Genomic DNA, 24,444 nt, shown 5'->3' on the forward strand with positions numbered 1-24,444 from the left:
TAGGGTATGGGTGCCGGGAGGGGGAGCAAGGTCCGGAGGAGATCGCTTCGTCGCTCCGCTCCTCGCGATGACGTTTCCCGGCAGGAGGAGATCGCTTCGTCGCTCCGCTCCTCGCGATGACGTTTTATACAGGTGGGGTCAGGCACCAAGGCGTTTCCCGGTTAACGTCATTGCGAGGAGGCGCGCCAGCGCCGACGAAGCAATCTCGCCGGGAATACGGATAGGGTATGGGTGCCGGGAGGGGGAGCAAGGTCCGGAGGAGATCGCTTCGTCGCTCCGCTCCTCGCGATGACGTTTCCCGGCAGGAGGAGATCGCTTCGTCGCTCCGCTCCTCGCGATGACGTTTCTGATGGCACCCCGCGATGGCGTTTTTGGGGCCTCCTCGCGATGGCGTTTTGGGGCCTCCTCGCGATGGCGTTTTGGGGCCTCCTCGCGATGGCGTTTCCAAGGGGTTTTTCGCCATGACGGTTAAAGGGACATCGAGGGGAACGGGGGTTGGCCGCCATGAATGACTTCCCTTGTCAGGTACCCCGTAACCAGCGCAGGGTATGCGCGAGGAAAGGGCGCTTCTCCTCGAGTCCGAGGAAATCCGGGCCGCTCATCACGCCTCTCTCGCGTGCCCAATAGGCCCTGGGATCGTGACACATCTCCACGCGGACGGGAGAGTGCGGCGTGAATTCCCTTTCCAGGCGGCTCAAGAGCGCGTGCGCCAGGGATTCCCAACGCCGCCGCAGGTCCCCCCCACCGTCTCCGAGCTCTCCGGGGAGGTAGATCCCCAGCAGGCGCGGCGAGCGGTAGACCGCGATAACGGGGTCGTACACCAGGGCCAGAAGCCGGCTGCGAAAGCGGAGGACGTGGTGCCCGCTCTCGGGCAGGTAGCACCCTCCGTCCTCGCGCGCGCCGCGCCGGCACTCGGGAAAGATCTCGGACGCCACCCCGCACACCAGTTCCTCCAGGCGCCGGCCGATCTCGCCGCGGTCGATGTCCTCCGCGAAGGAGACCTCGGCAAAAAGTGACCCGCGCAGGGAGATGTCCCTCTCCCCCTCCTCCAGCTCCAGCGGCTCCAGGAAATGCAGGATACCACGGGCGGCGTATGCATCGTATGTGTTTTCCCCCATCCCCGAGTAACGGCTCATCGCATCCCGGCCCAACTGCAGGAGGCGGGCGCGGAACCTCACCCTGCCTCGCAATTCTTCGCTTCCGGGGGGGAGGAGGAACGGTATTCTCTGGTAGTCCCTGGTGAGCACGTCCCGCACGTGGGCGGGGAAATCAGGACGGTCAAACGCCTCCTTCCGGGCAGGGTAGAGGAAGCGTATCCTCCAACCGTCAGGCAGCGGCGGAAGCTGGCTCACGGGAAGGTAATGGGGAGAGGTCTGCGGGGGCGGCTGTCCCCTCCGCAGGGCGGCGCGCACTTCCCCCATGACGTAGGCGGGGTAATAGGCACGGGGCTGGTAGACGGCCGCATAGGGGCTGAGCGTCCCCTCCCCCTCCACTTCATCCCCCTCCTGGATGTCGCCCCTGAAGATGCCTTCCTTGATGCCGGCTACGTCCAGGCGGGAGAACTTCCTGCCCCGGAACCTTTTTCTCTTCGCTTCCTCGTGCTCGCCCAGGGCACAACACAGGGAAAACTTGCCTATCTCCTCGGCAAGCACATCCCTTCTCCTGGGAGGAGGCACGCGATACCTTTCCTCTTCCATGCACTCGATTATAGAACATGGGGGTTGCCGGGCACCGTCAGTGGAACACGTGGGTGTCCGCAAGCCGGCGAGGCCCAACACGGACGAGGAACCCCCGCGCATCGCCCCGGGTGGTAAGATATTCCCGTCACGACAGGCAGGAGGACATCCAACGGGGAGACGGCTCATGGCCGGGCAGGACAAGGTGGCGATCTACGGGGCGGGCATGTCCGGGCTCGTCGCCGCCATAGACCTGGCGCGTCACGGCTACGAGGTTACCGTCCACGACCGCGAGGAGGGTTTCGGCGGCGACGGCAAGTACAACCCTTCCACCCACACCACCTCCATCGACGTGGAGCGCACCTCCGAATATATAGGAATAGACCTCTCGCCCGTCTTCCATCCCCTCGTCTCCTGCCCCTTCTACTTCCACGAGACGGTGCTCCACCCGCCACTGGAGATCCTGGACCTGCACACCGTGGAAAGGGGCAGCCGCCCCACCAGCCTGGACAGCCTGCTTTACGCGGAGGCGGCGAGACTGGGGGTGGGGTTCCGCTTCAACTCACCCCTCCGGAGGGAGGACCTGCCGCGACTTCCGGAAAACACCATCATCGCCTGCGGCCTTACCCCGAGCGTCTACGAGATGCTGGGCCTCCCCTACCTCCGCTGGTACGGCTGGGCCTCGCGCGGGGAGATCGGGTTCAGCAACCGCTCCTGGATATGGATAGATGAGGCCGTCACCGAATACGGCTACCTGAGCTCCTGCAACGACTACTATTTCGATTTCCTCTTCTCCAAGCGGCACGTGGACGAGGAGACCCTGCACAGGTACCGCGACTTCATGCTCCGGCACCAGGGCGTCGAGAACCACGGCTGGCATTATATCTCTGGGGCCGTGCCGCTTGCCGCCACCAGCAGGCCACGCCTCTTCCACCGCGGCCTTATCCTCTGCGGGACCATCAGCGGCTCCATGGATCCCTTCTTTTGGTTCGGCATCCTCGGCGCGCTGGTCACCGGCAAGGTGGCGGCCATGGCCGTCTACGACCGCTCCAGGGCGGCCGAGGAGTTCAACCGCTTTAACCGCAACTTCTCCAGCGGCCTCCGGTTCAAGAACAGGATCTGGTACCGCATCCGCCCCCACGTCGACTGGCTGGAGTGGAGCATCAGGCTCATAGGCCCCGAGCGGGTCAGGAGAATGATGGCTTACTACTTCAACCGCCACCATTTCCCCTTCAACCTGCCCGGGTTCGCCCGCCTCGGCGTCTACTGAACCTCCATGCGTCCACAGAACCGGGTGCTTGGCAAGCGGTATCACCTGCGGGTTTCTATTCTCACCCCCGCAGGATGGGCTATCTTATCGGTCGCAGTGCAGCCTGCGAAGAGATGTCATTAATACTTGTCCCGTCCGCAGCCGCCAGCAAGTAGCGACAAATAAGGCATGACCCCAGAATGTTGACAGATAAACGCAATATTCGAGGCCCGACCCCGGGTGTTGACTTACTCCTCCGGGGGGACGATGCGCTCCCCCACGCGGGGAGGCATGGCGTTGTATACCTCATCCACGCGCAGGGCGAAGAACCCCCTCCCGGCGGACTGCAGCTCCCCTTTCACCTTGTACGACTTGGCGTCCATGGTCACCAGGGCCATGGCCGCGGGGCAGGGCGTACTGACCTCCGCGAGCTCCCGGTTGTATGCGGACGCCCTGAAGAGAAGCAGCCCCTTCCCCTTCTCCGCCACCGGCAGCACGGGTATCACCCGGGGATAACCGTCCCCGCCCATAACCGCCAGGGCCTTGATGGAGGTGAGCTTGGTGAACTTTTCCTTCACCGGTCGGGGCATCTCCACCCCTTCCCGCAGACCTCCCTTCCCGCGCATCCCGAGGAGCGCCAGGTCGACGGGTATTGAAAGGAAGGAGGCCTTGCGCGTCTCGCCCACCTCCCGCACGTCGATCACCCCCGCGGATCTCACGCCCGAGTAGGCGTTGTAGCGCATGAGGGGGGAGGCGTCCATGGCCTCCTTGTACGCTCCAGTGCGCTCGAATCCCCGGAAATCCCCGGTGAGGGCGACCATCCTCAGCTTGGTGTCGATGCAGGCCATGCCGACCCTGGGGTTCTTCTGCAGGTATTCCTTGCTCCTCCACATGAGGAACTCCCCGAATATCAGGCGGTCCCCACGCCCGTCCGGCGGCGGCTGCAGGGTCACGATCAGGGCCACGTTGGGCCGGCCTTCCGGGTCCACGGTTGCCAGGAACTTGGCCGCCATCTCCTGCGAGAAGAGCTCGCGAGCCTCGGAAGAAAGCTCCATCTATCCCACCCCCTTCTCCCGCGCCGTGGCGCCCGACCAGCGCGCCACGGACAGCCCCTCCTCCCCCGCCACCCCCGCCAAGCGTGCCATCTTCCCCGCGTCGATCAGGCCGTGCCCAGCCAGGGGGAAGATGAGGTCCAGGCGCCGGTACTTCTCGCTGCAGGTGTTGTTGAAGGCCAGGAGGTCGTACCTTTCCACCGTGGGCAATTCCTCGTGGATGAAGCGGGCGATGCGGCGGATGTTCTCCTCGTCGTCGGTATACCCGGGGATCACCGGCGTGCGCACCCACATGGGCTTGCCCTTCTCCGCCACCAGGCGTGCGTTGTCAAGCACCAGCTCCAGCGGGATCCCCGTGTATCTCAGGTGGGCTTCCCCGTCCATCACCTTGAGGTCGTAGAGCACCAGGTCCGCCAGGTCCGCCAGAGGTTCCAGCTTTTTCCAGGAGACGCCGCCGCACGTGTCCAGGGCGAGGTGTACGCCCTCCCCGCGCAGGGCCTCCATGAGGGCGGCGGAAAACTCCGCCTGCAGGGCGGGCTCTCCCCCGGATAGCGTAACCCCACCGCCCGACTTCTGGTAGAAGACGCGGTCGCGCAGCGCCTCGGCGGCCACCTCCCCCACCGTCCTCTCCTTGCCGATCACCTCCAGGGCGGCGGCCGGGCAGGCCTCCTCGCAGAGGCCGCAGGCGTCACAGGCCTCGCGGTCGATGACCATGCCCTCGGGGGTGAGGGTGAGCGCTCCGCGGGGGCAGGCCGACAGGCAGTCCCGCGCCCCGATGCAGCGCACGTCGTACCACACCAGTTGCGGTTTCCTCTCCAACCCCTCCGGGTTGTGGCACCAGGGGCAGCGCATGGGGCACCCCTTGAGGAACACGGTGGTGCGTATGCCGGGGCCGTCCTCGGTGGAATAGCGCTGCACGTTGAAGACGACCCCCGTGATGGCCCCCCCGTCACAGCCGGTGGGATTCCCTGGCGATGATCTCATCCTGTATCTCCTTCCCCAGCACCACGAAATAGGCGTTGTAGCCGGTGACCCTCACCAGCAGGTTGCGGTACTCCTCCGGCCGCCGCTGCGCCTCGCGCAGGGTATCGGGGTCGATGACGTTCACCTGCAGTGCCGTGCCCCCCTTCTCCCCGTAGGCTCGCAGGAAGGCCATGAGCTTCTCGACGTGCTCCTCATCCCGCAGCAGGGAAGGGCTGAAGCTGATGGTGTGTGAGGCGCCGTTGGGAGCGGTTTCCAGCCCCAGTTTTCCCACGGAGAGGGTGACCGCCGTAGGGCCGTTGCGGTCGGCCCCGTCCACGGGGCCGATGGCGTTGGAGAGATAGGTGCCGCGCCTCCTGCCGTCCGGGGTGGCCGCCGTGGAGGGAGCGAAGGATACCCAGTAATTCCAGGAAAGGTAACCGCCCCGGTACCTACGGCCGGTGGCGGGCGAGGTGCGCTTGAAGACCATCTCCGTCCAGGTGCGCGAGAGCCAGCGGGCCATCTCGTCCGCGTAATCGTCGTCGTTCCCGTATTTCGGTGCCTTGTTCAAGAGCGTCTGGCGCAGGGGCTCGTGCCCCTCGAAGTTGTCCCGCAGGGCCTGCGCCAGCTCGCCCATGCTCACCTTCCCGTCCTCGAACACCAGCTTCCTCACCGCGGTGAGCGAGTCGGCGGCTGTGGCAAAAGCCACCCCCTCCACGGTGATGTAGTTGTGGCGCGCCCCTCCCTGCGTGATGTCTTTCCCCTTTTCCGCGCAACCGCCCACCAGCGCGGACAGGTAGGGGGTGGGCTCGAACTCCGCGCGGATGCGGTCGGCCTCGTCGCTGATGTCCAGCACGTGGTCCAGGAGGGCGCGCAGCTGTATCTCGAAAGCCTCCCGGAACCTCTCCCAGGTGGCAAAGCCTTCCACCTTCCCCGTGTCCGGCCCGATGCGCTTGCCGGTGGCCGCGTCCCTCCCCCGGAAGAAGACCAGCTCCACCGCCTTGGCCAGGTTGACGTTGACGTCCACGGTGCCGGAACGGTCGTCCCCCTGCAGGGTGTTCTCCAGGCAACCCACGGGGGCGTAGTCCCACAGCCTTTCCTTCGGCAACCCCTGCCATTCCAGTCCGCGCATGGAGTTCTCGTCGAAGTTCATGAGAAAGGGCGAGCCCTGGGCGCGGGAGATCATCTCCGCCACCCGTCGCAGCAGGGGTTCCGGCGTTCCGGCGTGCAGGCGGATGTTGGGCTTGGGCTCCAGCATGTTCATCTCCTCGATGACCTCCAGGAGCAGCCAGGTGAGCTCGTTGGAGGCGTCCTTGCCCTCGGCGTCGATGCCTCCCAGGGTCATGAGCTGCCCGAAGCCGGAGTTTATGCCCTGGTTGCTGAGCACGCGGCACTGGAAATCGTAGGCGTAGTTGTGCTTGACCCAGTAGCAGTGGAGGATCTCCTTGGCCTGCTCGCGGGTGAGACGGCCGCTTTCCAGGTCTTTCCTGTAGTAGGGGTACATGTACTGGTCGAAGCGGCCGTGGGAGAGGCCGGCCCCGGGGTAGGATTCCGCGGCCATTACCAGCATGTGGGTGAACCAGAGGGACTGCACCGCCTCGTGGAAACTCTCCGCCGGCTCCCAGGGCACCTTGCGGCAGATGCGGGCGATCTCCCGCAGCTCCGCCGCCCTGCCTTCGTCCTTCTCCTCGCCCGCCAGCCGCTCCGCCTCCTCGGCGTAGCGCAGGGCCAGGTCACGCGCCGCCTCGCAGCAGACCATGAGGGCTTTCAGGAAATCCGCGTAGTCAAGCTCGTCGGCCTCTTCCCTGCGCGACGCGAGGTCTTCATGGATGCCCCGCAGGCCCTCCGCGAGCACCCGCGGATAGTCGGGGATGAGGTGCCCGGGCACCGCGCCCGCGTTGGCGATTCCCAGCTCGTTTATCTCCGCGCACCTCTTCCACCACCTGCCCACCGCCTTCCGCCAGCGCCTGGCCTCCCGGCGGTTGTGGCACTTGGAGAGCGCGGTGTTGAACTGCCCCCCGACGATGAGCTCGCCCTCCAGGATATGCACCGGCAGGTAACGCCGGCACACCTCGCGGAAGAAGAGGGCGCGTCGCAGCACAAGAGGCCTCTCCCAGAAGCCCTCCGGCAGCTCGACACGGCGCGCCAGCACCCGCAACGATTCCGAGAAGGCTCCCATGAAGGGCACCAATTCCGGGATGATGCCCCAGTTCACCGGCGACCAGACCTCGTCCCAGGCGGTACCCGTGGTGAAGGGCATGACCTCGTTGCGGAAATATGGCCTTGCCTCGATGGAATAGTATTCCTCCCGCAGCCTCCTCACCCGAGGGGAAAGGTTGTCCGAGGGTCGCCAGATAAGATCCGGGGTGACTACCTCGCCTTCCCTCATCCTTCTCACCTCCCGGTGCCGTGGCCGTCCGCCCGGCTCCCTCGATGCTCGGGCGAACGCCCCGAACGTCTCATCCCATATCAATGATAATGCATCGGGCTCGCGCCGTATTGACTTCCGTTAAATCCGCCCGCGGGGCAATCTTTCCCGCGCGTCATGCCGTGCGCGAGGTCGACCGGCTCACGCAAGGAGCCGTGCCTGAAAACCTCATACCATTGGGTGACATTCCCGCATTTTCCATGCAACGGAGTTCGCCGGTCTTGCGTCTCTCGGGACCTGGGAGACGAGAAATAACCTGACCCCTTCAGCCTCTTAGAATAGGACCTTCTGAAACTGCCAGTCCAGGATGGACCGCCCCACCTCCAGGAGCCGGAGGTCGGCGAGCATCCTGGCGCCCGTTTCGTCGAGGGGCACGCGCGCTTCTTCGACCAGGTCGCGCATGGAATCCACCCAGGAGGGAAGCGCCTTTCCGAAGAAGAGGAGGAGCTCCAGGCGTTCCCTTCCTCCCTCCGTGTCGCCGAAAGTGAGCTCCAGCAGTCTCTCCGCAAGTATCCTGTAGGCGGTGAGCTCCACCTTTCTCTGGGCGAGCATCACCCTGTGATCCGGGGATATCCCGGCCGGGTCCAGGGCGGAGATCAAGAGATGGTGCCAGCGTTCCATGAAAGCCACGATGGACGGGATGACGACCGCCCTCTCCCACAGGAAGAGGGAACGCGAGATGCGCTCATGCCCCCACCCTTCCTCCCCCACCATGCGGTCGGCGGGGATACGCACGCGGTCGAAAATCACCCTGCCGTGCGGAGAGGTGGCAAGAAATCCCAGGCGCGTTTCCTCCACCAGGAGGCCGTCTTTGCTCTCCGCGACGAAAGCGGTAAGGCCGTTCTTGCCCGCCGCCGGATCGGTGGCCGCGACGACCAGGAAGACGTCGGCCGCCGGCGCGTTGGTCACCGGACCTTTCTCCCCCGTGAGCACGTATCCATTCCCCTCCTTCAGGGCCAGGGTACGGATACGCGCGGGGTCGGCACCCGCGTCCGGCTCGGAGATGGCCGCCGCGCCTATACTCTCTCCCCGGCACAAGCCCGGGAGGTATTCCTTCTTCTGCTTCTGGGAGCCGAACACCTGCAGGGGGTAAGCGCAGAGCATCACGTGGTCCAGCACGCTCAGGGCCAGCCCGAGGTCCAGGCTTTCACCGGCCAGGAGTGCCAGGCACTCGGCGAATTCGACTACCCCCGCCCCCTCGCCTCCGTATTTCCTGTCTATGGCCATCCCCAGAACGCCCATGTCCGCCAGCTTCTTCCATAGCTTGCGGTCGAGCTTGCCGCCGGAGGCCCGCTTCTCGATGCTGGGGAGGATCCTGCTCCGCGCGAAGGTCCTCATCTCCTTGGTGTTCATCATCACCTCCGGACGTTTCGGGATCCGCCAACCATGCCAGGCATGGCACTATCCTCACCATCTCCATGATAATCTCGGGCGGCGATCACCCGCAAATCTCCGCCACCAAGAGCTGCCCGCCGGATAACCGTGACGCTTGGCAGGGTCCATGCTGCTGGTTAGACCGTGATGCCGACTCACCCAGGGGATGCCCTTTACACCCGGGTGTGCAACAAGAGCCCCCATTGCCCATAACCTGCCTTATCCAGATGCCGCATGATATCCAACAGGCTTGAGGCCAAGGGCTTATCCCTTCCCCTACAACCGATGAGACGGCACCAGGACCTTTGCTACTATTAGGCCGCACCGCGGGCCAAGTCCTCGGTGCCCGCCCTACAACCGATGAGACGGCACCAGGACCTTTGCTACTATACAACCGACGAGGTCTACTGGGGCACGTTCACTCGGAAACAAGAAGTAGCAGGAGTATGATAAGGATAATCAGTATGTAGCTTAAGGACCGGAAAAACCTGTCCAAGTAAGCCAGACCACCTCTTTATCCGGTAAGCGGTCAAGGGCGTCGCCTGGGAAACTCGCGTATTTAAACGTCGCGGAAGCCGCAGGGTCAAGTCGTTCCTATATCGCTTCGGCGACGAGGCTCGTGCAACCTCAGGCGCGGATGGCGTCGTTGAGCTTCCTCGTGTAGTCGATGAGCTCCTGCATGGTGGGGAACTCCTCGCTGGCGAAGCAGAACTCCTCCGACCACGGGTTGAGGCGCAGTGCCTCCCTCTCCTCCTCGGAGAAGGTGCGCAGGAAGAGGTCGTAGAGGGCGGTGCCGCGGAAGACCACCAGGGGAAAGAAGGTTGCCTCCCGGATCCCTTCCCGGCGGAGGATATCCACCGTGCGCTCCAAGCTCTCCCGGGTCTCGCCCGGCAGCCCCGCGATGAAGGTGAGGATGGGATTGAGACCGTGTTCGCGCGCGGCGCGCGCCGCCGCGATGATCTCCCAGGCGGTGGTGCGCTTCTTCACCACCTCGCGCAGGATGCGGTCGTCGAAGGACTCCGCTCCCAGGGCCACGTTGCGGAAATTGCTCTCCCGCAGCCCTTGCAGGACCTCGGGGGTCAGCGAGTCGGCGCGGGTCTGGATGTGGTAGGCGTAGGGGACCTCCCGCACCGTCTCCAGCAGCCTGCGCAGGCGCGGGCGGTTGAGGGCGAAGGTGGCGTCGCCGAAGTAGAAGGAGCGCTCGCCGTCGGTGAAACGCTCCCAGCAGTAGTCCAGGACCTCCCGCACGTAAGCCGGGGAGTGGTAGCGCGTCTTCCTCTTCCACACCGCGGGGTCCAGGCAGAAGGTGCACTGCTCCGGGCACCCCCGCGAGGTGAGGAAGCCGCTGCCCGGGATATAGTCATCGAAGAGGTTCAGGGACTTCAGGAGGCGGTGGCGCTCTCCTATGCGGAACTCCTCGGACACGGTGTAGATATGCGGGAAGCGGTCCAAGTCCCTCTCGAGGCCGCGCTCCCTGTTGTGGATGATGTTTCCATGCGCGTCCCGCCAGGTCAACCCGTCCACGCGCGAGAAGTCCCTATCGCCACGCCGCAGGGACTCGAGGACCTCCAGGGCCGTCCACTCCCCCTCCCCCCGCACCACGCAGTCGGCCGCGCCGTCCTCCATGATCTCCCCGGGATGCATGGTGGCATAGATGCCCCCGGCGACCAGGAAAGCATCCGGGAGCATCTTCCGGATGCGCTTGAGCATCTCGCGGGCGTGCCGCGCTATGTAGTAGATGGAGATGGGGAAGAGGACCACGTCGGGCTGGAGGTCCCGCAGGGCGTTTTCCAGGTTTTCCCTCATGAGGCGCAGGGCCTCCTCGTCCCCCACGGGCGCCGTGGAACGGGCCTCCGCCGCAAGCCCCTCCTCGCGTTCGCGGAACCAGTGCTCCTCGTGGAAGACGTCGACCACCAGGTTGAGGACCTCGCATCTCCATCCCTGCCCCTTGAGGAAGGCGGCGATGTACATGGCGCCGTACTCCGGCACCAGCAGGGCCTTGTTGCGGAGGAACGCGTACTCCGCCATCCACAGGGGATGGGGCTTGGTCTCCAGGAGACCGAAACCCCAGGCATCGGAGATGATCGCCGTCTTCAGTTCCGCTTCGCTCATGTCGCCTATTCTAACCCAAGCACCCCGATCCATGCATGCGTTCGCACGCGATCGCCGCGGCCTCCGCGAGCTTCGCCTGACCCTCACCCCCCCGCCAGGCGGGAGAGGAGGAAGATCTCGTCGCCGTCGCGCAGCAGGCCGTCCTGGCCGGCGAGCGGCTCACCCTTGCGCATGGCGATCACGAGGGGGTGGAACCTCTCCCGCTCGCCGTCCCACATCTGCGCGGGCAAGCGCTGACCGTAATCCCGCCCCAGCAGGCGCAGCAGGTCGCCCGCGGTGGAGCCCTCGGGCAAATCGTAGTCCTTTTCCTTTGTGCCCACGTAATGCCGGATCATCCCGGTGAAACGGACCTTCACCCGCATTTCTCTCCGTCCTCGCCCGTCCGGGGAAAGCATCCCGCGTGGCCGCGCCGCGCCACGGAACCGGGGCTCCTTACGGCTTCCCCTAACCCCTTCTACAACTTCTTTTCCGGCTCTACAACTTCTTCTCCGGCTGCCCCATGTCGTCCAGCACCCCGTGGTAATAGACCGCCGCCTTCCTGAGCAGGGGCTGCAGTTTGAGCAGCCCGGTGGCGTTGCCCTCCACCTTGATCCTCTTGCGCGCGATGGCCATCACGGGATTGAGCTTGTTGGACCAGGAGCGGTGACCGTCATCAGCGGAGAGGGTCATGCGTACCTTGAACTCGCCGGGCGGCTCACCGGTGCCGAACTCGTTCTTCCCGCCGCGCAGGTCGAACCAGAACTGCACGTCAGGGTCGCAATACCTGAAGACCACAATCTGGTCAAGCTTCGCGACCTTTGCGGAGAGCTCGGGATCGGCGAACATGCGCCGGAAGAGCTCGCTGAAGGTCCTGGTCAGCTCGTCCGCGTCCTTCCAGTACTGGCTCATGCGCTACCTCCTTGTCCTGTGGCGGCCCCCGTGCCACGCTCCCGCCCCGCACCCCGGCCTATATCCGCCGGCTTCTGCCCCGTGTTCCCTCTACCGCGACTTCACCCTGCCTCGCCCTGCGATGCCCGGTACCATCCACGCAACCAGCCGTGTCGCATGAAGCCAGATGCCACGGGGGATTCCGCATCAGAGCAACCGCCTGAAGAGTTCGGCTATCTCCTCCTCCTCCGGAGGGCGGGGGTTGAAGGCCATCTGAATATCCTGCATGGCCTTCTCTGCCAGCTCCGGCAGATCCTCCTCACCGATGCCGTATGCCTTGAGGTCCGAGGGCAGGCCCACCTCGGAGATGAGCTTCCTCACCTCGGCGATGGCCGCGTCCGCTGCCTCCTCCACGGTGAGGCCGCGCACGTCCGCCCCCATGGCCTCGGCCACGTCCCGGTACCTCTCCGCCACGTGGTCCCGGTTGTACTCCATGACCACGGGCAGCATGATGGAATTGGCGATGCCGTGGGGTATATCGAACATCCCCCCCAGGGCGTGGGCACAGGCGTGGACCGCGCCGCACATGGTGTTGAAGAAACCCACCCCGGCGACGGTGGCTGCGAACTGCATATAGGCGCGCGCCTCGAGGTCGTCCCCCTTCTCCACCGCCCGGCGCAGCCAGCGGCTCACCAGGCGGACGGCGTGCAGGGTCATGGCGTCCGCCAGGGGGTTGGCGTAGGGGGAAGTGTAGGCCTCGATGGCGTGGGTGAGGGCGTCTACGCCGGTGGCGGCGGTCAACTCCGGCGGCAGCGAGAGGGTGACCTTGGGGTCCAGCAGGGCCACGTCGGCCGCGCAGTACCACTCGATGAATCCGGTCTTGGTCCGCTCCTCCTCGTTCTTGATGATGGCGCCCCAGGTGACCTCGCAGCCCGTACCGGAGGTGGTGGGGATGGCCACGTGGGGCAACATGGGCCTTCCCACCAGCTCGGCCCCGATATGCTCCGCGATGTCCTCCTCGCCACCGGTGACCAGCACGTTGGCCCCTTTGGCGGTGTCCATCACGGAACCGCCGCCCACGGCGATTATGCTGTCCCCGCCCGTCTCCCTGACGAAACGGGCGGCACGGTTGATCACGCTCACCAGGGCGTCCTGCCGCACCTCGTCGAAGATCCCGGCTATCTCGATGTCGCTTCCCTCCAGCACCCCCTTCACGTAGTCCAGGATGCCCGCATCGATGACGCCCCGGTCGGTGAAGATGACTGGCCGCCCGGCGCCCAGCTCTCCCAGCTCGAAGGGGAGCTCCTCAACGGCCCCCACGCGGTAGACGATCTTGGTGCGCAACTTGAACTCGATGAGCTCCTCCGGAAGCGCCATGTCTTTCCCCCTTTTCCCGCCCAGCCGCGCAATCACGGCCATCTTTTCCCGGCATCATAGCTTCCCCAGCAGCAGGCGGCTGATGATCAGCTTCTGGATCTCCGAGGTGCCCGCCCCGATGGTGCCCAGCTTGGCGTCGCGCAGGGTCCTCTCCACGGGGTACTCGCGGATGTACCCGTAGCCGCCGAAGATCTGCACCGCCTCGCTGGCCACCCTGAAGGCCGACTCGGTGACGAAGAGCTTGCACACGCAGGCCTCCATCATGGCCGGGATGCCCTGGTCCTTCATCCAGGCCACCCGGTAGACCAGCAGGCGCGACGCGTCCAGGAGGCATTTCATCTCCGCGATCTTGAAGGCCACCGCCTGGAACTTGCCGATGGGCCTGCCGAACTGCTTCCTCTCCCTGGCGTACTCTACGCAGCGGTTTATGTTCGCCTCCATGCTCCCCACGGCGGGAGCCACCATGATGGCCCTTTCCCACTCCAGGGTGGCCTTGCCCACCCCGTAAAAGCCGTCGCCCTCGTTCCCCAGCAGGTTCTCCGCCGGCACCCGGCAGTCGCTGAAGACCAGTTCGGCTGTGGGCGAGGTGCGGTTGCCCATCTTGTCCAGCTCCTTGCTCACCTGGAAGCCCTCGAAGCCCTTCTCGACTATGAAGGCGCTGATGCCCGCCCCGCCCTTCTCCTTGTCGGTGACGGCGATGACGATGCACAGGTCGGCTATGGGCCCGTTGGTGATGAACATCTTGGTCCCGTTGATGACGTAGAAATCGCCGTCGCGCACGGCAGTGGTCTTGATGGAGGCGGCGTCCGAGCCGGCGTCGGGCTCGGTTAGCCCGAAGCAGCTTATCTTCTCCCCGCTGCAGATGCCGGGAAGGTACTTCCTCTTCTGCTCCTCGGTGCCCATGACCCATATGGGCACGGCCCCGATGATGGTGTGCGCCCCCCAGGAGAGGGCTACCCCAGCGTCACCGCCGCCCGCCCCGAAGGCGTCCATGGCGATGGCGGTATCCAGGGCGCCGGCGCCCGAACCCCCGTACTCCTCCGGGAAGGGCAGGCCGAGCAGGCCCATTTCTCCCATTTTCTTCCATCCATCCCAGAAGAACTCGCCCCTGCGGTCGTATTCCTCGGTGAAGGGGGCGATCTCCCTCTCCGCGAATTCCTTCACCTCCCTGAAGAAGGCCTTCTGTTCCTGAGAGAGCTCGAAATCCATGCGTGACCTCCTCTTACCTCATCCGCTTCCCTGCGCCAAACCCGTGAAACCCTCCCTTTGAGCCCGCACCGGCGTCACGGCCGCTCGCGGCCACCGCACGCGCGAGCGCCCTCCCTTGCTGTGAACTTTGAATATATCACCACCTCCGATCCGCCCCGCCCCGGGCAATCTCCTTCCGAGCGCTTCCGGGCGCCGTTTCCCAGAAAGGCGGACGAGTGATGTTGCACGGTAGCCACGGGAAAGAGAGATCATATCCCGCCTGCTCAACGCGCCGCTCCCCCGAAGGACGCTCCTTCACCCAACGGCCCACGGCTGCGGCATGATGTCACTCGAAAAGCTCGTCTTCCTCCGCTTCCTCCGCTTCCTCTGCTCCCTCTGCTTCGGCCGCTTTCCCGCCGCTCAGCACGCCTCCCTCCGAGTGGGTCTTCTCCCGACGCGTTTCGTCCCCCTCACGCCCTTCGCGTCCCTCCGGCTCCTCTCCCCCTCCCGCGAACCTCCTGATGCCGCGGACAGGCTCACCGCTCCCGAAGCAAGTGGCGAAGGATTCCGTCTCCAGCTCGAGGCCGCGCTCGAGGTCGAGGTCCAGGGAGCGGTTGAGGCAACGCTTGCTCAAGTACAGCGCCGTCTTTCCGCCCTGGGAGAGCTTCTTCACCCACTCCTCCACCCTGGCCGCGAGTCCCTCCTCCGACACCACCTCGTTAACCAGGCCCCACTCCGCCGCCGTCTCCGCGTCCACCACCCTGCCCGCCAGCACCATCTCCCTCGCGTGCCGCAGGCCCACCAGCCGCGCCAGCCTCTGGGTGCCGCCGCCGTAGGGGAGCATGCCCAGCCTGGCCTCCGCGAAGGCGAAGCGCGCCGCGGGGGTCGCCAGTGCCAGGTCGCAGGCGAGGCATATCTCCAGGCCCGCCCCCATGGCCACGCCGTTCACGGCGGCGATGGTGGGGAGGGAGAGCTCGGCGATGCGCCCGGTGACCGCCTGCAGTTCGCGCGAGAGGCGGCGCGCGGCCATGGGAGCCGCTTTCTCCAGGCCTGCCATGTCCATGCCCGCGCAGAAGGCCGTTCCCCGCCCGGTGAAGACCACGGCCCTCACCGCGGGGTCCGTCTCCAGGGCGTTGAGGCAGCCCCAGAGCTCGCGCAGGGCTCCCTGCGTAAGGGCGTTCAGCTTTCCCGGGCGGGAGAAGTACACCCATCCCGCGCCGTCCCTGGCTTCCCAGGCGATGAACCTCTCTTCCATGCAACCCCCGGCGATAACCCGCGGGAAAACCGTGCCCCGGTTCTTGTCCGGTATTTGCCGCGTTCGCTTTCCTAGACCTTCCAGTAGCTTTCCTGCTTGCCGCTGCCGTAATCGTAAAAGCCCCGCGCCGTCTTGCGTCCCAGCAACCCAGAGGCCACCAGCCGCCTTAACAACGGCGGGGGATAGTACTTGGGGTCGCCGGTATCGTTGTAGATGGCGGTGGAAGCGTTGGTGAGCACGTCGATGCCGGTCATGTCCGCGAGCTCCAGGGGACCCATGGGCAGGTTGTAGCCCAGGCGCATGGCCTTGTCGATGTCCTCCGGGGTGGCCACGCCCGCCTCCAGCATCCTCGCCGCCTCCATCACCATGGGAAGATAGAGGCGGTTGGCGATGAAACCGGCGTGGTCCTTGAGCACCCGGACCGTCTCCTTGCCCACCGATTGCGCCCACTTCTCGGCGGTCTCCATGGTCTCGTCGGAGGTCTGAAGCCCCCGGATGATCTCGCAGAGCCTCATGAGGGGCACCGGGCTGAAGAAATGGATCCCCACCACCTTGTCCGGCCGCTTGGTGGCCGCGGCGATGGAGGAGATGGGGATGGCGGAGGTGTTGGTGGCCAGTACGGCGTGGGAAGGGCAGACGGCGTCCAGCTCTCCGAAGACCTTGCTCTTCACCTCGAGGTTCTCGAAGACCGCCTCCACCACCAGGTCGCAGTCGGAGGCGTCCTTCAGGTCGGTGGTGGTGGTGATGTTGGCCAGGGCGGCGTCGTGCTGCTCCTGCGTGATCTTTTCCTTGGAAAGGAACTTCCCCAGGGAACTGCGGATGGCCTCCATGCCCTTGGAGGTGCGCTCGTCGTCCACGTCGTGCATCACCACCCGGTATCCCGCGAAGGCGGTGACCTGCGCGATGCCGCTTCCCATGAGGCCCGATCCAACAACGAAGACTTTCCTGATCTCCATGGCTACCTCCCGTGGTCCGACTCTCCCTTCCCGGCAAGCCGCAAAGGAACCTCCTGCCGGGTGTGCGTGCCGACATTCCCCGCTGCGGCGCGTAAGAGCAGCGCGAGAAAAGTATATCACATCGCTTTCGCGCCCCCGGGCGCCCTCTAGCAGCTTCCCGCGCGCGCTTTCCCGCGTTTACCGCGGCCCCTCATGCGGACGGCCTTTCCCCATCCACGCAGGAAGTTGGCAAGGGACAGTGCGGCCAGCAACGCGGCCGCCACCGCGGCTGCCCGCGCGGGTCGGGAAAGAAACGCCCGCGCCCCCTCCACCCTTTCCGCCGCCCGCGATAGGAAAGGGAGGTATGCCCCCTTGCCGTGGGAAAAGGTGCCCAGCTGTCCCCGGGCGGATTTTACGAGGTCGGTGAGGTGCGAGATGTCTTCCGCCATGACCTGCCTTCCGCCATGATCTCCGCCACGATATGCCTTCCGCGGCCAGAGCCCGGCAGGAAAAGGCCGCCGCGCGCCGCGCGCCGCGTACCCCGCGGGGCGCCCTTCCCTCCCCGCCCGCCGGGTGTGCCTTTCCCGGGCCTCTGCCCCGCCGTGCCTTCCCGGGACCCTACGAGACGAACAGGGGCACGTGGCGGAAGGACTCCACGTCGAACAGCCCCCTGTCGGTTATCTTCAGGGCGGGTATCACCGGCAGCGCCATGAAGGAGAGGGCCATGAAGGGGTCGCTCAACGCGCAACCCAGTCCCCGCACCGCCTCCCGCAGCTGCCGTACCCGTTCCGCCACCTTCGCCAGTGGCAGGGTGGACATGAGGCCCGCCACGTCCAGGGGGAGCTCCGCGAGGACCTCCCCTCCCCTGACCGCCGCCTGGCCTCCTCCCATCTCCACCACCCTGCGTGCGGCCGCCAGGATATCGCCGTCCTCCACTCCCAGCACCACCAGGTTGTGGGAGTCGTGGGCCACGGTGGAAGCCATGGCCCCCTCGCGCAGGCCGAAACCACGGATAAAGCCCACCCCCACGTTGCCCGTTCCCCGGTGCCTCTCGAATACGCATATCTTCAGGATGTCCCGTTGCGGGTCCGATACCACCATGCCCTTCTCCACGCGGGGCTTCTCCGCCAGCCTCTCCGTGACGATCTGGTCCGGGACGACCCCGATGACCAGGATGTCCCCCTTCTCCGCGGCGACGCCAATTCCTGGTATTTTTTCCCAGGCCACGTTCATGGTCCCACGGGCGGCCTCACCCGGGCTCGCCTCCACCAGGAGTTCCCCTCCCGCGGCCACCCTGCGCCCACGCTTGTAGACCTCCCTCACGGTGAAGTCCTCCAGATCCTCGAGCACCACCAGGTCCGCCTGCCATCCGGGGGCGATACCTCCCCTGCGGGGAAGCCGGAAGCGCATCGCGGGATGCAGGGTGACCATGCGCAGCGCCTTCACGGGGTCCAGCCCCAACCCCACCGCCCGGCGCAGCACGTGGTCAAGGTGCCCCTGCCTCATGAGGTCGTCGGGCTGCCGGTCGTCGGTGACCAGGAGCAGGCGGTGGGAGAAGGACTCCAGGGCGAGAGGCAGCAGAGCCTGCAGGTTCCTGGCGGTGGAACCCTCGCGCACGTAGATGTACATGCCTCTTTCCAGTTTTTCCCATGCCTCCCCGCTCTCCACGCACTCGTGGTCCGACTCCACCCCCGCCGCGATATAGGCATCGAGCCTCTCGCCCCCCAGGCCGGGCGCGTGTCCGTCAACGGGCAAGCCCCTGCATAACGCGATCTTGGCCATGACCGAAGCGTCGCCTGCGATCACGCCGGGGAAATTCATCACCTCGCCCAGGCCGACCACCGCCTCCTCCGCGAGGAGAGGAGCGAGGTCCTCCGCCTCCAGCACCGCCCCCGCCGTTTCCATGGGGGTGGCGGGCACGCAGGAGGGAAGCATGACGAAGACCTCCAGGGGGAGTCCCTCGGCCAGGCGCATCATGTAGCGCACGCCCTCCAACCCCATCACGTTGGCTATCTCGTGGTAATCGGTGACCACCGCCGCGGTGCCGTGCGGGACCACGGCGCGGGCGTATTCCGGAAGGGAGACCAGGGAGGACTCGATGTGCACGTGGCCGTCTATGAAGGCGGGGCAGAGGAAGGCACCGTCAAGCTCGACGCGCTCTCGCGCGCGCCTGCTCCCGAAACCGGCGATGCGCCCCCCGTGCACCGCCACCGCCTCCTCCCTGACCCTGCCGCTGAAGACATCCACCACGCGCGCCCCGGTGAAGACGAGATCGGCCTCGCCCTCTCCCCTTGCCACCGCCAGCCACGTATCGTTTTCCATGCCTCCTCCCGCTCTCCGGCGCGTGCCCCGCTCCCCGCGAGGCTTCCCCTTCTCTTTATATCCCATATCATGGAAGCCGGCGCCGCCCTCGACCGGCGCTTCTCTCACTACGTGCGGGAATGACCTGCCGGTGCGGCGCCGCGCGGGCCGTGCGCGGCGGGACCGCGCGGGTAAGGCGGTCAGATCACCGGCTCCTCCTGCAGCTCACCCGGCTTGCGCAGGCCCTCGGCCGGATAGGCCCTCATCTCCAGGATGACCTTCAGCGCCTCTTCCTTCATGGCGTAATCGAATGCCTGCAGCCCCATCTCCAGCGGGAACCTGCGGTCGATGAGCTCCTGCACGTTGACCAGCCCCCGCATGAGGGCGCGGATGGCGGGCTGGAAAGGCCCGCAGCGCGAGCCGATGACCTGCACTTCGTCCACCACCAGCCTGGAGACGTCCAGCAGGACGTTGTCCACGAAAGTGCTCTTCTGCACGATGGTCCCCGCGGGCTTCACCAGGGCACGGGCCATCTCGAAGCCCTCCGGCCTTCCCGTGCACTCCACCACCACGTCAAAACGTTCTTCCCCTGCCCCATCGCTCTCCAGGGCGGTCCTCACCCCCAGGCGATCGAGGATCTTAAGCTTGTGGGGATAGCGCCCCACGGCAAGCAAGGAACAACCCGAGAGCCGCATCACCTGGGCCGCCAGCAGCCCCAGCTTGCCGTCTCCCAGAACCGCGACCCGCAAGCGCGGGCTCAGGTGCACCTGTTCGGCGATGCGGAAGCAGGCCGCCAGTGGCTCCACGAAAACGGCGGTGTAGGTGGGCATGGTGTCAGGGACCAGGTGGAGGTTGGAGACGGGGAGAACGGTGTACTCGGCGAAGGTGCCGTTCCTGCCGCTTATCCCCAGGGTGGTGCGCTGCGGGCAGTGGTTTCCTTTTCCCTCGATGCACATGGCGCAGACGCCGCAGGGGCAGTTTATCTCCCCCACCACCCTTTTCCCGACCCATTCGGGATTGTCGCAGCTCTCCACCACCCCCACGAACTCGTGACCCAGTATGCCCTTGAACTCCATGTAGCCATGGACCACCTCCAGGTCCGTGTGGCATATGCCCGCGGCGATGACCTTGATCAGGGCCTCGCCCGGTCCCGGTTCCGGCATGGGCAGGTCGTCGCGGAGCTGCAGTTCGCCGTCGAAATACAGGCCCAACATCTCGCGCCACTCTCCTTTACTCCCTCAACAACGCCGGCGGAGCCTGAAAGCCGCTCGTATTCTATCTTACCTCATGCGCGGGCTTACTTCCCGCCCTTTCTCGATCCGGTTCCGGCGAGGAAAACCCCTTTTCCTCTTACGTCTTGGTTTGATCTACCATGGGTTCGCAGAGGCTTCTCCCCTCCCCGGACCCCATCGTGACCCTTCATGTCTCCCTGGGGCCCTTTACGCCTCTTCACGGAGATTCCCTCAAACCGACTTGTTTTTCGCGCATCTCGGAACCCTTTTTCACCATTCTGCAACACAACCCGTCTTCCCTTCCGAGAACAAGCGCGGCCCGTGCCCGGTCTGTCCACGCCCGCCACGGTAGCCCGAGAGGAAGCGAAAGGCGTCACACCCACACGACACGAGGCGCTTGCCCCGTTCATTCCAAGGAGCGGTGAGGAAGCGCTTCAGCTGGGAGCGTGGATTTCCGCCGGCTCCGGTCCGCCGGCCTCTTCGGATTCCCACTCCTCCCGCGGATGCGGCTTCCTGCGGGCGATGATGGTGATGATGGAGGGAAGCACCAGGAGGCTCGCCGCAAGGGAGACGGCCAGGGAAAGCGCGGTGATGAGCCCGAAACGGCGGATGGGGGCCATCTTGGAATAGGAGATGACCAGGAAGGCGCCGGCGGTGGAGGCCGCGCTGGCCAGGAGGGGTTTTCCCACGCGCATCACGGAGATGTCCAAGGCCTCCGCCACGCTAACCTCTTGCGGGGAGTATTCCTCCAGGAATCGGTGGGTCACGTGGATGCCGTAGTCGATTCCCATGCCGATGATCATGGATGCCACCAGCACGGTCATCATGTCCAGTTCCCACCCCATGAGCGCCAGGAACCCCATCTCCACCGCCACCCCGGCCACCAGCACGGAGAGGGTGGCCAGCCCGTAGGTGACGGAACGGAAGATGAGGATGAGCACCAACCCGGAGAGCAGCAGAGCGAGGAGCGCCGTGCGCAACTGGGTGGGAACCAGGTTCCCCAGCAGATCGTAGGTGAGGGGGGTGATGCCTCCCACCTTGTATCCGATAGCGAGCGAGCCGAAGCAGTTCTCGGCCGCCTCCTTGAGGACGCGGTTCTTGTCTATGGCCTCCCGGTTGCTCCTGGCGCCCTCGCTGAACACGCTGATCAGGGCGGCCCGGTGATCGGCGGAGATCAGCTTGCCCTCCTGCGACCCGAAGAGCTCGCTGATGGTGGCGAGGTCCTCTTCCGCCTCCTTCGCCGTGGCCGGCAGGGAGGCGGCGTAATCCGCTCCCGGCGCGGCCTTTCCCGTCTCCACGCGGAAATCCTGCAGCAGTTCCGCGAGGGTCGAGCTCCCGTTCTCCGTGAAATAGGGCGTGGATGCCAGTTCCTCCTGGAAGCGGCGCATGGCGGCCAGTACCTGGGGCTCCAGCACGTTTCCGGTCAGGAGCACCACGTCCTCCTGCTGTCCCCCGAAGATGCGCTCCTGCTCGTACTGGGCCTGCAGCGAGGGGATGTCCTGCGGGGCCAGGGCACGCAGGTCCGGGGTGGTGGTCAGGCGCAGGGAACCCAACACGCAGGCCAAGACCACCAGAACATAGATGGCCACCACCGCGCGGGGGCGGTCCTGCGAAATGCCCGCGATCCTTCCCATGGCGCGGTCGATCCGCGAGCTTCCTCGCGACGAGAAGATGGCGACGCCGCGGGGAGCACGGCTTCCCTCCCGGCGCAACCTGCGGTCCTCGCGCAGGATCATGAGGGCGGGGAGGAAGGTCACGCTGAGCAGGAAACAGATGCCTATGCCCACCGCGCCCATGTAACCGAACTGCCGCATGACGTCGAAGTCGGAAAAATGAAAGCTCGCGAAACCGAAGAAGGTGGTGATGCAGGCCAGGAAGACGGCTACTCCGACGGTCACCACCGCGCGGTAAGCGGCGTCCCTCTGGTCCTTGCGCATGCCGAATTCCTCGTAAAAGCGGCTCATCATGTAGACGAGGTTCCCCAGGCTGATCCCCAGCACCAGCGGCCCGATGACGGCGGAGAGCATGGTGTAGGGAACGTGCAGCCATCCCATGAGCCCGTATATCCACATGGCGGACATGACGATCACCGCGAGGGGAAGGAAGATGTCTGTGAACCTCTGGAAGGTCATGTAAAGCAGGAGCATGAGCACCAGGACGGCGATAAGGGCCAGTACCCAGGTGCTCTCGAAGACGTAGTTCTCCAGGTCACGGTCTATGGAAGGGTCGCCGCTTATCATTACCCTTGCAGGTATCTCGCCGTCCTCGAAGTATCCGTGGAAGAAATCCTCGAACCTGCGGGCCGCCTCCCGCATCTCCTCCGTCTTCAGCATGGGGTTGACTTTGACCCAGATGGCGGCGTGCTTCCCGTCCGCGGAGAGGAGCGCGGAGCCCTCCTTCTCCACCGTCCACTTGCGTGCCACCGGGTTCGCCAAATACTGCGCGACCCCCTTCTCGATGGCCTCCTCAAAGGGGATGCTCCTCGCGGGGTCGTCGGGGTCGGGCACCGTGGTCCCCTCCGCGAAGCGCAGGATGGCGCCGATGTCGTTTATCAAAGGCCCGTAGGTCTTGCGCGCCTCGTTCAGGGCGTTCAGGGCGAACCCGGTGAGGAAATGCTCCATGTAGGTGTAATATTCCTCCCCCACCTCCGCTGCCATCTCCTTCTCGAGCAGGAGGAACTTCTTGATCATGGGGTAGGTGAGCAGGCGGTCGCTCTCCACCATGGGGATCTCGTAGACGGTGCCGCCGAAAAGCCGGTCCACTTCCTCGATGGTGCGCGAGGTCTCGAACTTGCTGGGGATGAGGTCCTTCTGGCCCGCCTTCACATCGATGAAGCCCATGCCCGCCGCCACCGGCAGGGTGAGGGCGATGCAGATAAGGACCACCGCGAGCGCATGATCGCGGCACAAGCGGGCGAAGAACTTCAACCTTCCATCCTCCTCCTGGCCTGTTCCCGTGCGGCGGGCAAATGCCTTGCCGCCATCCACCCGCCGATATTCCTAACCATTATAATCATTTCGCCGGCATTTGGTTACCTACCTTGCGCCCCCATGCTCACACATACTTACATTTTTGCCCGCCCTTGCCCTCCCGCTCCCGGCGGCCATGACTTCCGGCCGCCGCGCATTTCCGTTAGTTCACGGCTGGCAGGGTCTTTTTCCTGCCGATGAGGGGGTGATATCCTCATGCGTATGGCGGCGCGGTTTCCACGGTAAGGACCGGGATCGCCGCGGCTTTCCGCAGTGCGCCCCACCCGGCGCCGAAGGTGAAGGTGGGCGAGGGGACTCGTTTCCCCTCAAGGTAAGGAGCTTACGTTGGCTTATCTTCTTGTAAGCAGGGTTTCCTCCTACCGCGAGGACGAGGTCCGTCCCGCCGTCTCCGATATGCTTGACAGAAGCGGGCTGGAGTGGCGGGGAAAAACGGTCCTGGTCAAACCCAACCTGCTGGGGCCCTTCACCCCGCAATCCGGGGTGGTGACGCATCCCTGCGTAATCCGCTCCCTGCGCGACGAGCTGCGCCGCAGGGGCTGCCGCGTGATGGTGGGGGATAACCCGGGCATACGCGGCTACGGCATGGTGGGCCGCATGGCCCGCGTGAGCGGCGCGGAGGAGGCTGCGGGAGAGGATCTCGTCAACCTCGGCCTGCGCCCGCGGCAGGTCGCGATAGATTCGCGCCACGTGAGGCGCGTTTCCGTGTGCTCCGAGGTCTTCGAGGCGGACTTGTGGATATCCGTCCCCAAGTTCAAGACCCACATGACCACGGTCATCACCGGCGCCGTGAAGAACAGCTACGGGCTCCTGGTGGGAGGGGAAAAAGCCCGTCTCCACGCCGCCGCCCCCCGTCCGTGGGACTTCGGCGAGCTGCTGGTGGACCTCTACGCGCTGCGCCCCCCCGACCTGGTGATCATGGACGCGGTGGTGGGCATGGAGGGGAACGGCCCCTCGGGTGGCAAGCTAAGGGACATCGGCGTCCTGCTGTCCTCGCGCAGCGGCGGCGTGATCGACCTGGCCATGTGCCGCATGGCCGGCATCGATCCCGCGCGCGTTCCCACCCAGGCCTGGGCGACGAGGCGCGGCCTGGCACCGGACGACCTGGAGGCCGTGGAGGTGTTGGGGGAGTTACCGGTCATACCCCGCTTCAGGAAGCCCTCCACCATGGCGCGGCTCGATCCCGGCGGTGCGGTACAGAAGCTCATCTTCCGCAGTCTCTCGCGGCCGCGCCTGGGGGTGAACAGGAAGAGGTGCACCGGCTGCGGTTCCTGCGTGCGCGGATGCCCGGTGCAGGCCATCTCCCTGCACGGGTATCCCCGCTTCGACGCCGCGAAGTGCATAGCCTGCTACTGCTGCCACGAGCTGTGCCCCGAGGGAGCCGTAAAGGTCGGCGGGATGGTCGCCTTCCTGCGCGGCTAGAGACTCGTTTTCAACGGATAGAAAAGCAT

General features: G+C 65.5%; 18 protein-coding genes. 2 read left to right on the forward strand and 16 right to left on the reverse strand.

The window, feature by feature from the left end; all coding sequences use genetic code 11:
• Nucleotides 1–521: 521 nt before the first annotated feature.
• Nucleotides 522–1,697 (reverse strand): hypothetical protein, encoded by a 1,176-nt coding sequence (locus H5T73_00005; protein MBC7246149.1) that lies wholly within the window; start codon nt 1,695–1,697, stop codon nt 522–524.
• Between the two features lie 166 nt (nt 1,698–1,863).
• Here H5T73_00005 and H5T73_00010 point away from each other — a divergent pair, with 166 nt between their 5' ends.
• On the forward strand, nt 1,864–2,946 hold the full coding sequence (locus H5T73_00010; GenBank protein MBC7246150.1) for an NAD(P)-binding protein: 1,083 nt from the start codon (nt 1,864–1,866) through the stop codon (nt 2,944–2,946).
• A 227-nt stretch (nt 2,947–3,173) separates the two neighbouring features.
• Here H5T73_00010 and H5T73_00015 read toward each other — a convergent pair whose 3' ends face one another.
• The 15 genes from H5T73_00015 to H5T73_00085 all read right to left on the reverse strand — a co-directional run bounded on the left by H5T73_00015 (nt 3,174) and on the right by H5T73_00085 (nt 22,933).
• Nucleotides 3,174–3,980, reverse strand: a complete 807-nt coding sequence (locus tag H5T73_00015; protein MBC7246151.1) for a pyridoxamine 5'-phosphate oxidase family protein — start codon at nt 3,978–3,980, stop codon at nt 3,174–3,176.
• A complete protein-coding gene (locus tag H5T73_00020; protein MBC7246152.1) occupies nt 3,981–4,961 on the reverse strand; it encodes a glycyl-radical enzyme activating protein in 981 nt (326 codons plus the stop codon).
• Nucleotides 4,927–7,326, reverse strand: coding sequence for a hypothetical protein (locus tag H5T73_00025; GenBank protein MBC7246153.1), 2,400 nt, complete (start codon nt 7,324–7,326; stop codon nt 4,927–4,929). The genes H5T73_00020 and H5T73_00025 overlap by 35 nt, the downstream gene beginning before the upstream one ends.
• Nucleotides 7,327–7,638: 312 nt before the next feature.
• Entirely contained in the window at nt 7,639–8,721 is a 1,083-nt protein-coding gene (locus H5T73_00030; protein MBC7246154.1) for an acyl-CoA dehydrogenase family protein, read from the reverse strand.
• Nucleotides 8,722–9,366: 645 nt separating this feature from the next.
• Nucleotides 9,367–10,851, reverse strand: a complete 1,485-nt coding sequence (locus tag H5T73_00035; protein MBC7246155.1) for a B12-binding domain-containing radical SAM protein — start codon at nt 10,849–10,851, stop codon at nt 9,367–9,369.
• Between the two features lie 83 nt (nt 10,852–10,934).
• Nucleotides 10,935–11,213 carry a MoaD/ThiS family protein gene (locus H5T73_00040; protein ID MBC7246156.1) on the reverse strand — a complete coding sequence of 93 codons (279 nt, stop codon included), beginning with the start codon at nt 11,211–11,213 and terminating at the stop codon, nt 10,935–10,937.
• A 112-nt stretch (nt 11,214–11,325) separates the two neighbouring features.
• A complete protein-coding gene (locus tag H5T73_00045; protein ID MBC7246157.1) occupies nt 11,326–11,739 on the reverse strand; it encodes an SCP2 sterol-binding domain-containing protein in 414 nt (137 codons plus the stop codon).
• 186 nt (nt 11,740–11,925) lie between these two features.
• Nucleotides 11,926–13,095, reverse strand: coding sequence for an iron-containing alcohol dehydrogenase (locus tag H5T73_00050; protein MBC7246158.1), 1,170 nt, complete (start codon nt 13,093–13,095; stop codon nt 11,926–11,928).
• Between the two features lie 54 nt (nt 13,096–13,149).
• Nucleotides 13,150–14,304 (reverse strand): acyl-CoA dehydrogenase family protein, encoded by a 1,155-nt coding sequence (locus tag H5T73_00055; GenBank protein MBC7246159.1) that lies wholly within the window; start codon nt 14,302–14,304, stop codon nt 13,150–13,152.
• Nucleotides 14,305–14,629: 325 nt separating this feature from the next.
• On the reverse strand, nt 14,630–15,538 hold the full coding sequence (locus tag H5T73_00060) for an enoyl-CoA hydratase/isomerase family protein (protein ID MBC7246160.1): 909 nt from the start codon (nt 15,536–15,538) through the stop codon (nt 14,630–14,632).
• Nucleotides 15,539–15,609: 71 nt separating this feature from the next.
• Nucleotides 15,610–16,494 carry a 3-hydroxyacyl-CoA dehydrogenase family protein gene (locus tag H5T73_00065; GenBank protein ID MBC7246161.1) on the reverse strand — a complete coding sequence of 295 codons (885 nt, stop codon included), beginning with the start codon at nt 16,492–16,494 and terminating at the stop codon, nt 15,610–15,612.
• Nucleotides 16,495–16,640: 146 nt separating this feature from the next.
• Nucleotides 16,641–16,922 carry a hypothetical protein gene (locus tag H5T73_00070; protein ID MBC7246162.1) on the reverse strand — a complete coding sequence of 94 codons (282 nt, stop codon included), beginning with the start codon at nt 16,920–16,922 and terminating at the stop codon, nt 16,641–16,643.
• 169 nt (nt 16,923–17,091) lie between these two features.
• Nucleotides 17,092–18,795, reverse strand: coding sequence for an adenine deaminase (ade, locus tag H5T73_00075; protein MBC7246163.1), 1,704 nt, complete (start codon nt 18,793–18,795; stop codon nt 17,092–17,094).
• A gap of 179 nt (nt 18,796–18,974) precedes the next feature.
• The gene (locus H5T73_00080; protein MBC7246164.1) at nt 18,975–19,988 is read right to left on the reverse strand and encodes an alcohol dehydrogenase catalytic domain-containing protein; all 1,014 of its coding nucleotides are present in this window, start codon (nt 19,986–19,988) and stop codon (nt 18,975–18,977) included.
• A 452-nt stretch (nt 19,989–20,440) separates the two neighbouring features.
• Nucleotides 20,441–22,933, reverse strand: a complete 2,493-nt coding sequence (locus tag H5T73_00085; GenBank protein MBC7246165.1) for an MMPL family transporter — start codon at nt 22,931–22,933, stop codon at nt 20,441–20,443.
• 387 nt (nt 22,934–23,320) lie between these two features.
• Between H5T73_00085 and H5T73_00090 the strand changes: the two genes are divergently transcribed.
• Nucleotides 23,321–24,415, forward strand: a complete 1,095-nt coding sequence (locus tag H5T73_00090) for a DUF362 domain-containing protein (GenBank protein ID MBC7246166.1) — start codon at nt 23,321–23,323, stop codon at nt 24,413–24,415.
• Nucleotides 24,416–24,444: the final 29 nt, after the last annotated feature.

It is taken from the genome of Actinomycetota bacterium, from assembly GCA_014360655.1.
Classification (GTDB): Bacteria; Actinomycetota; Geothermincolia; order Geothermincolales; family RBG-13-55-18; genus JACIXC01.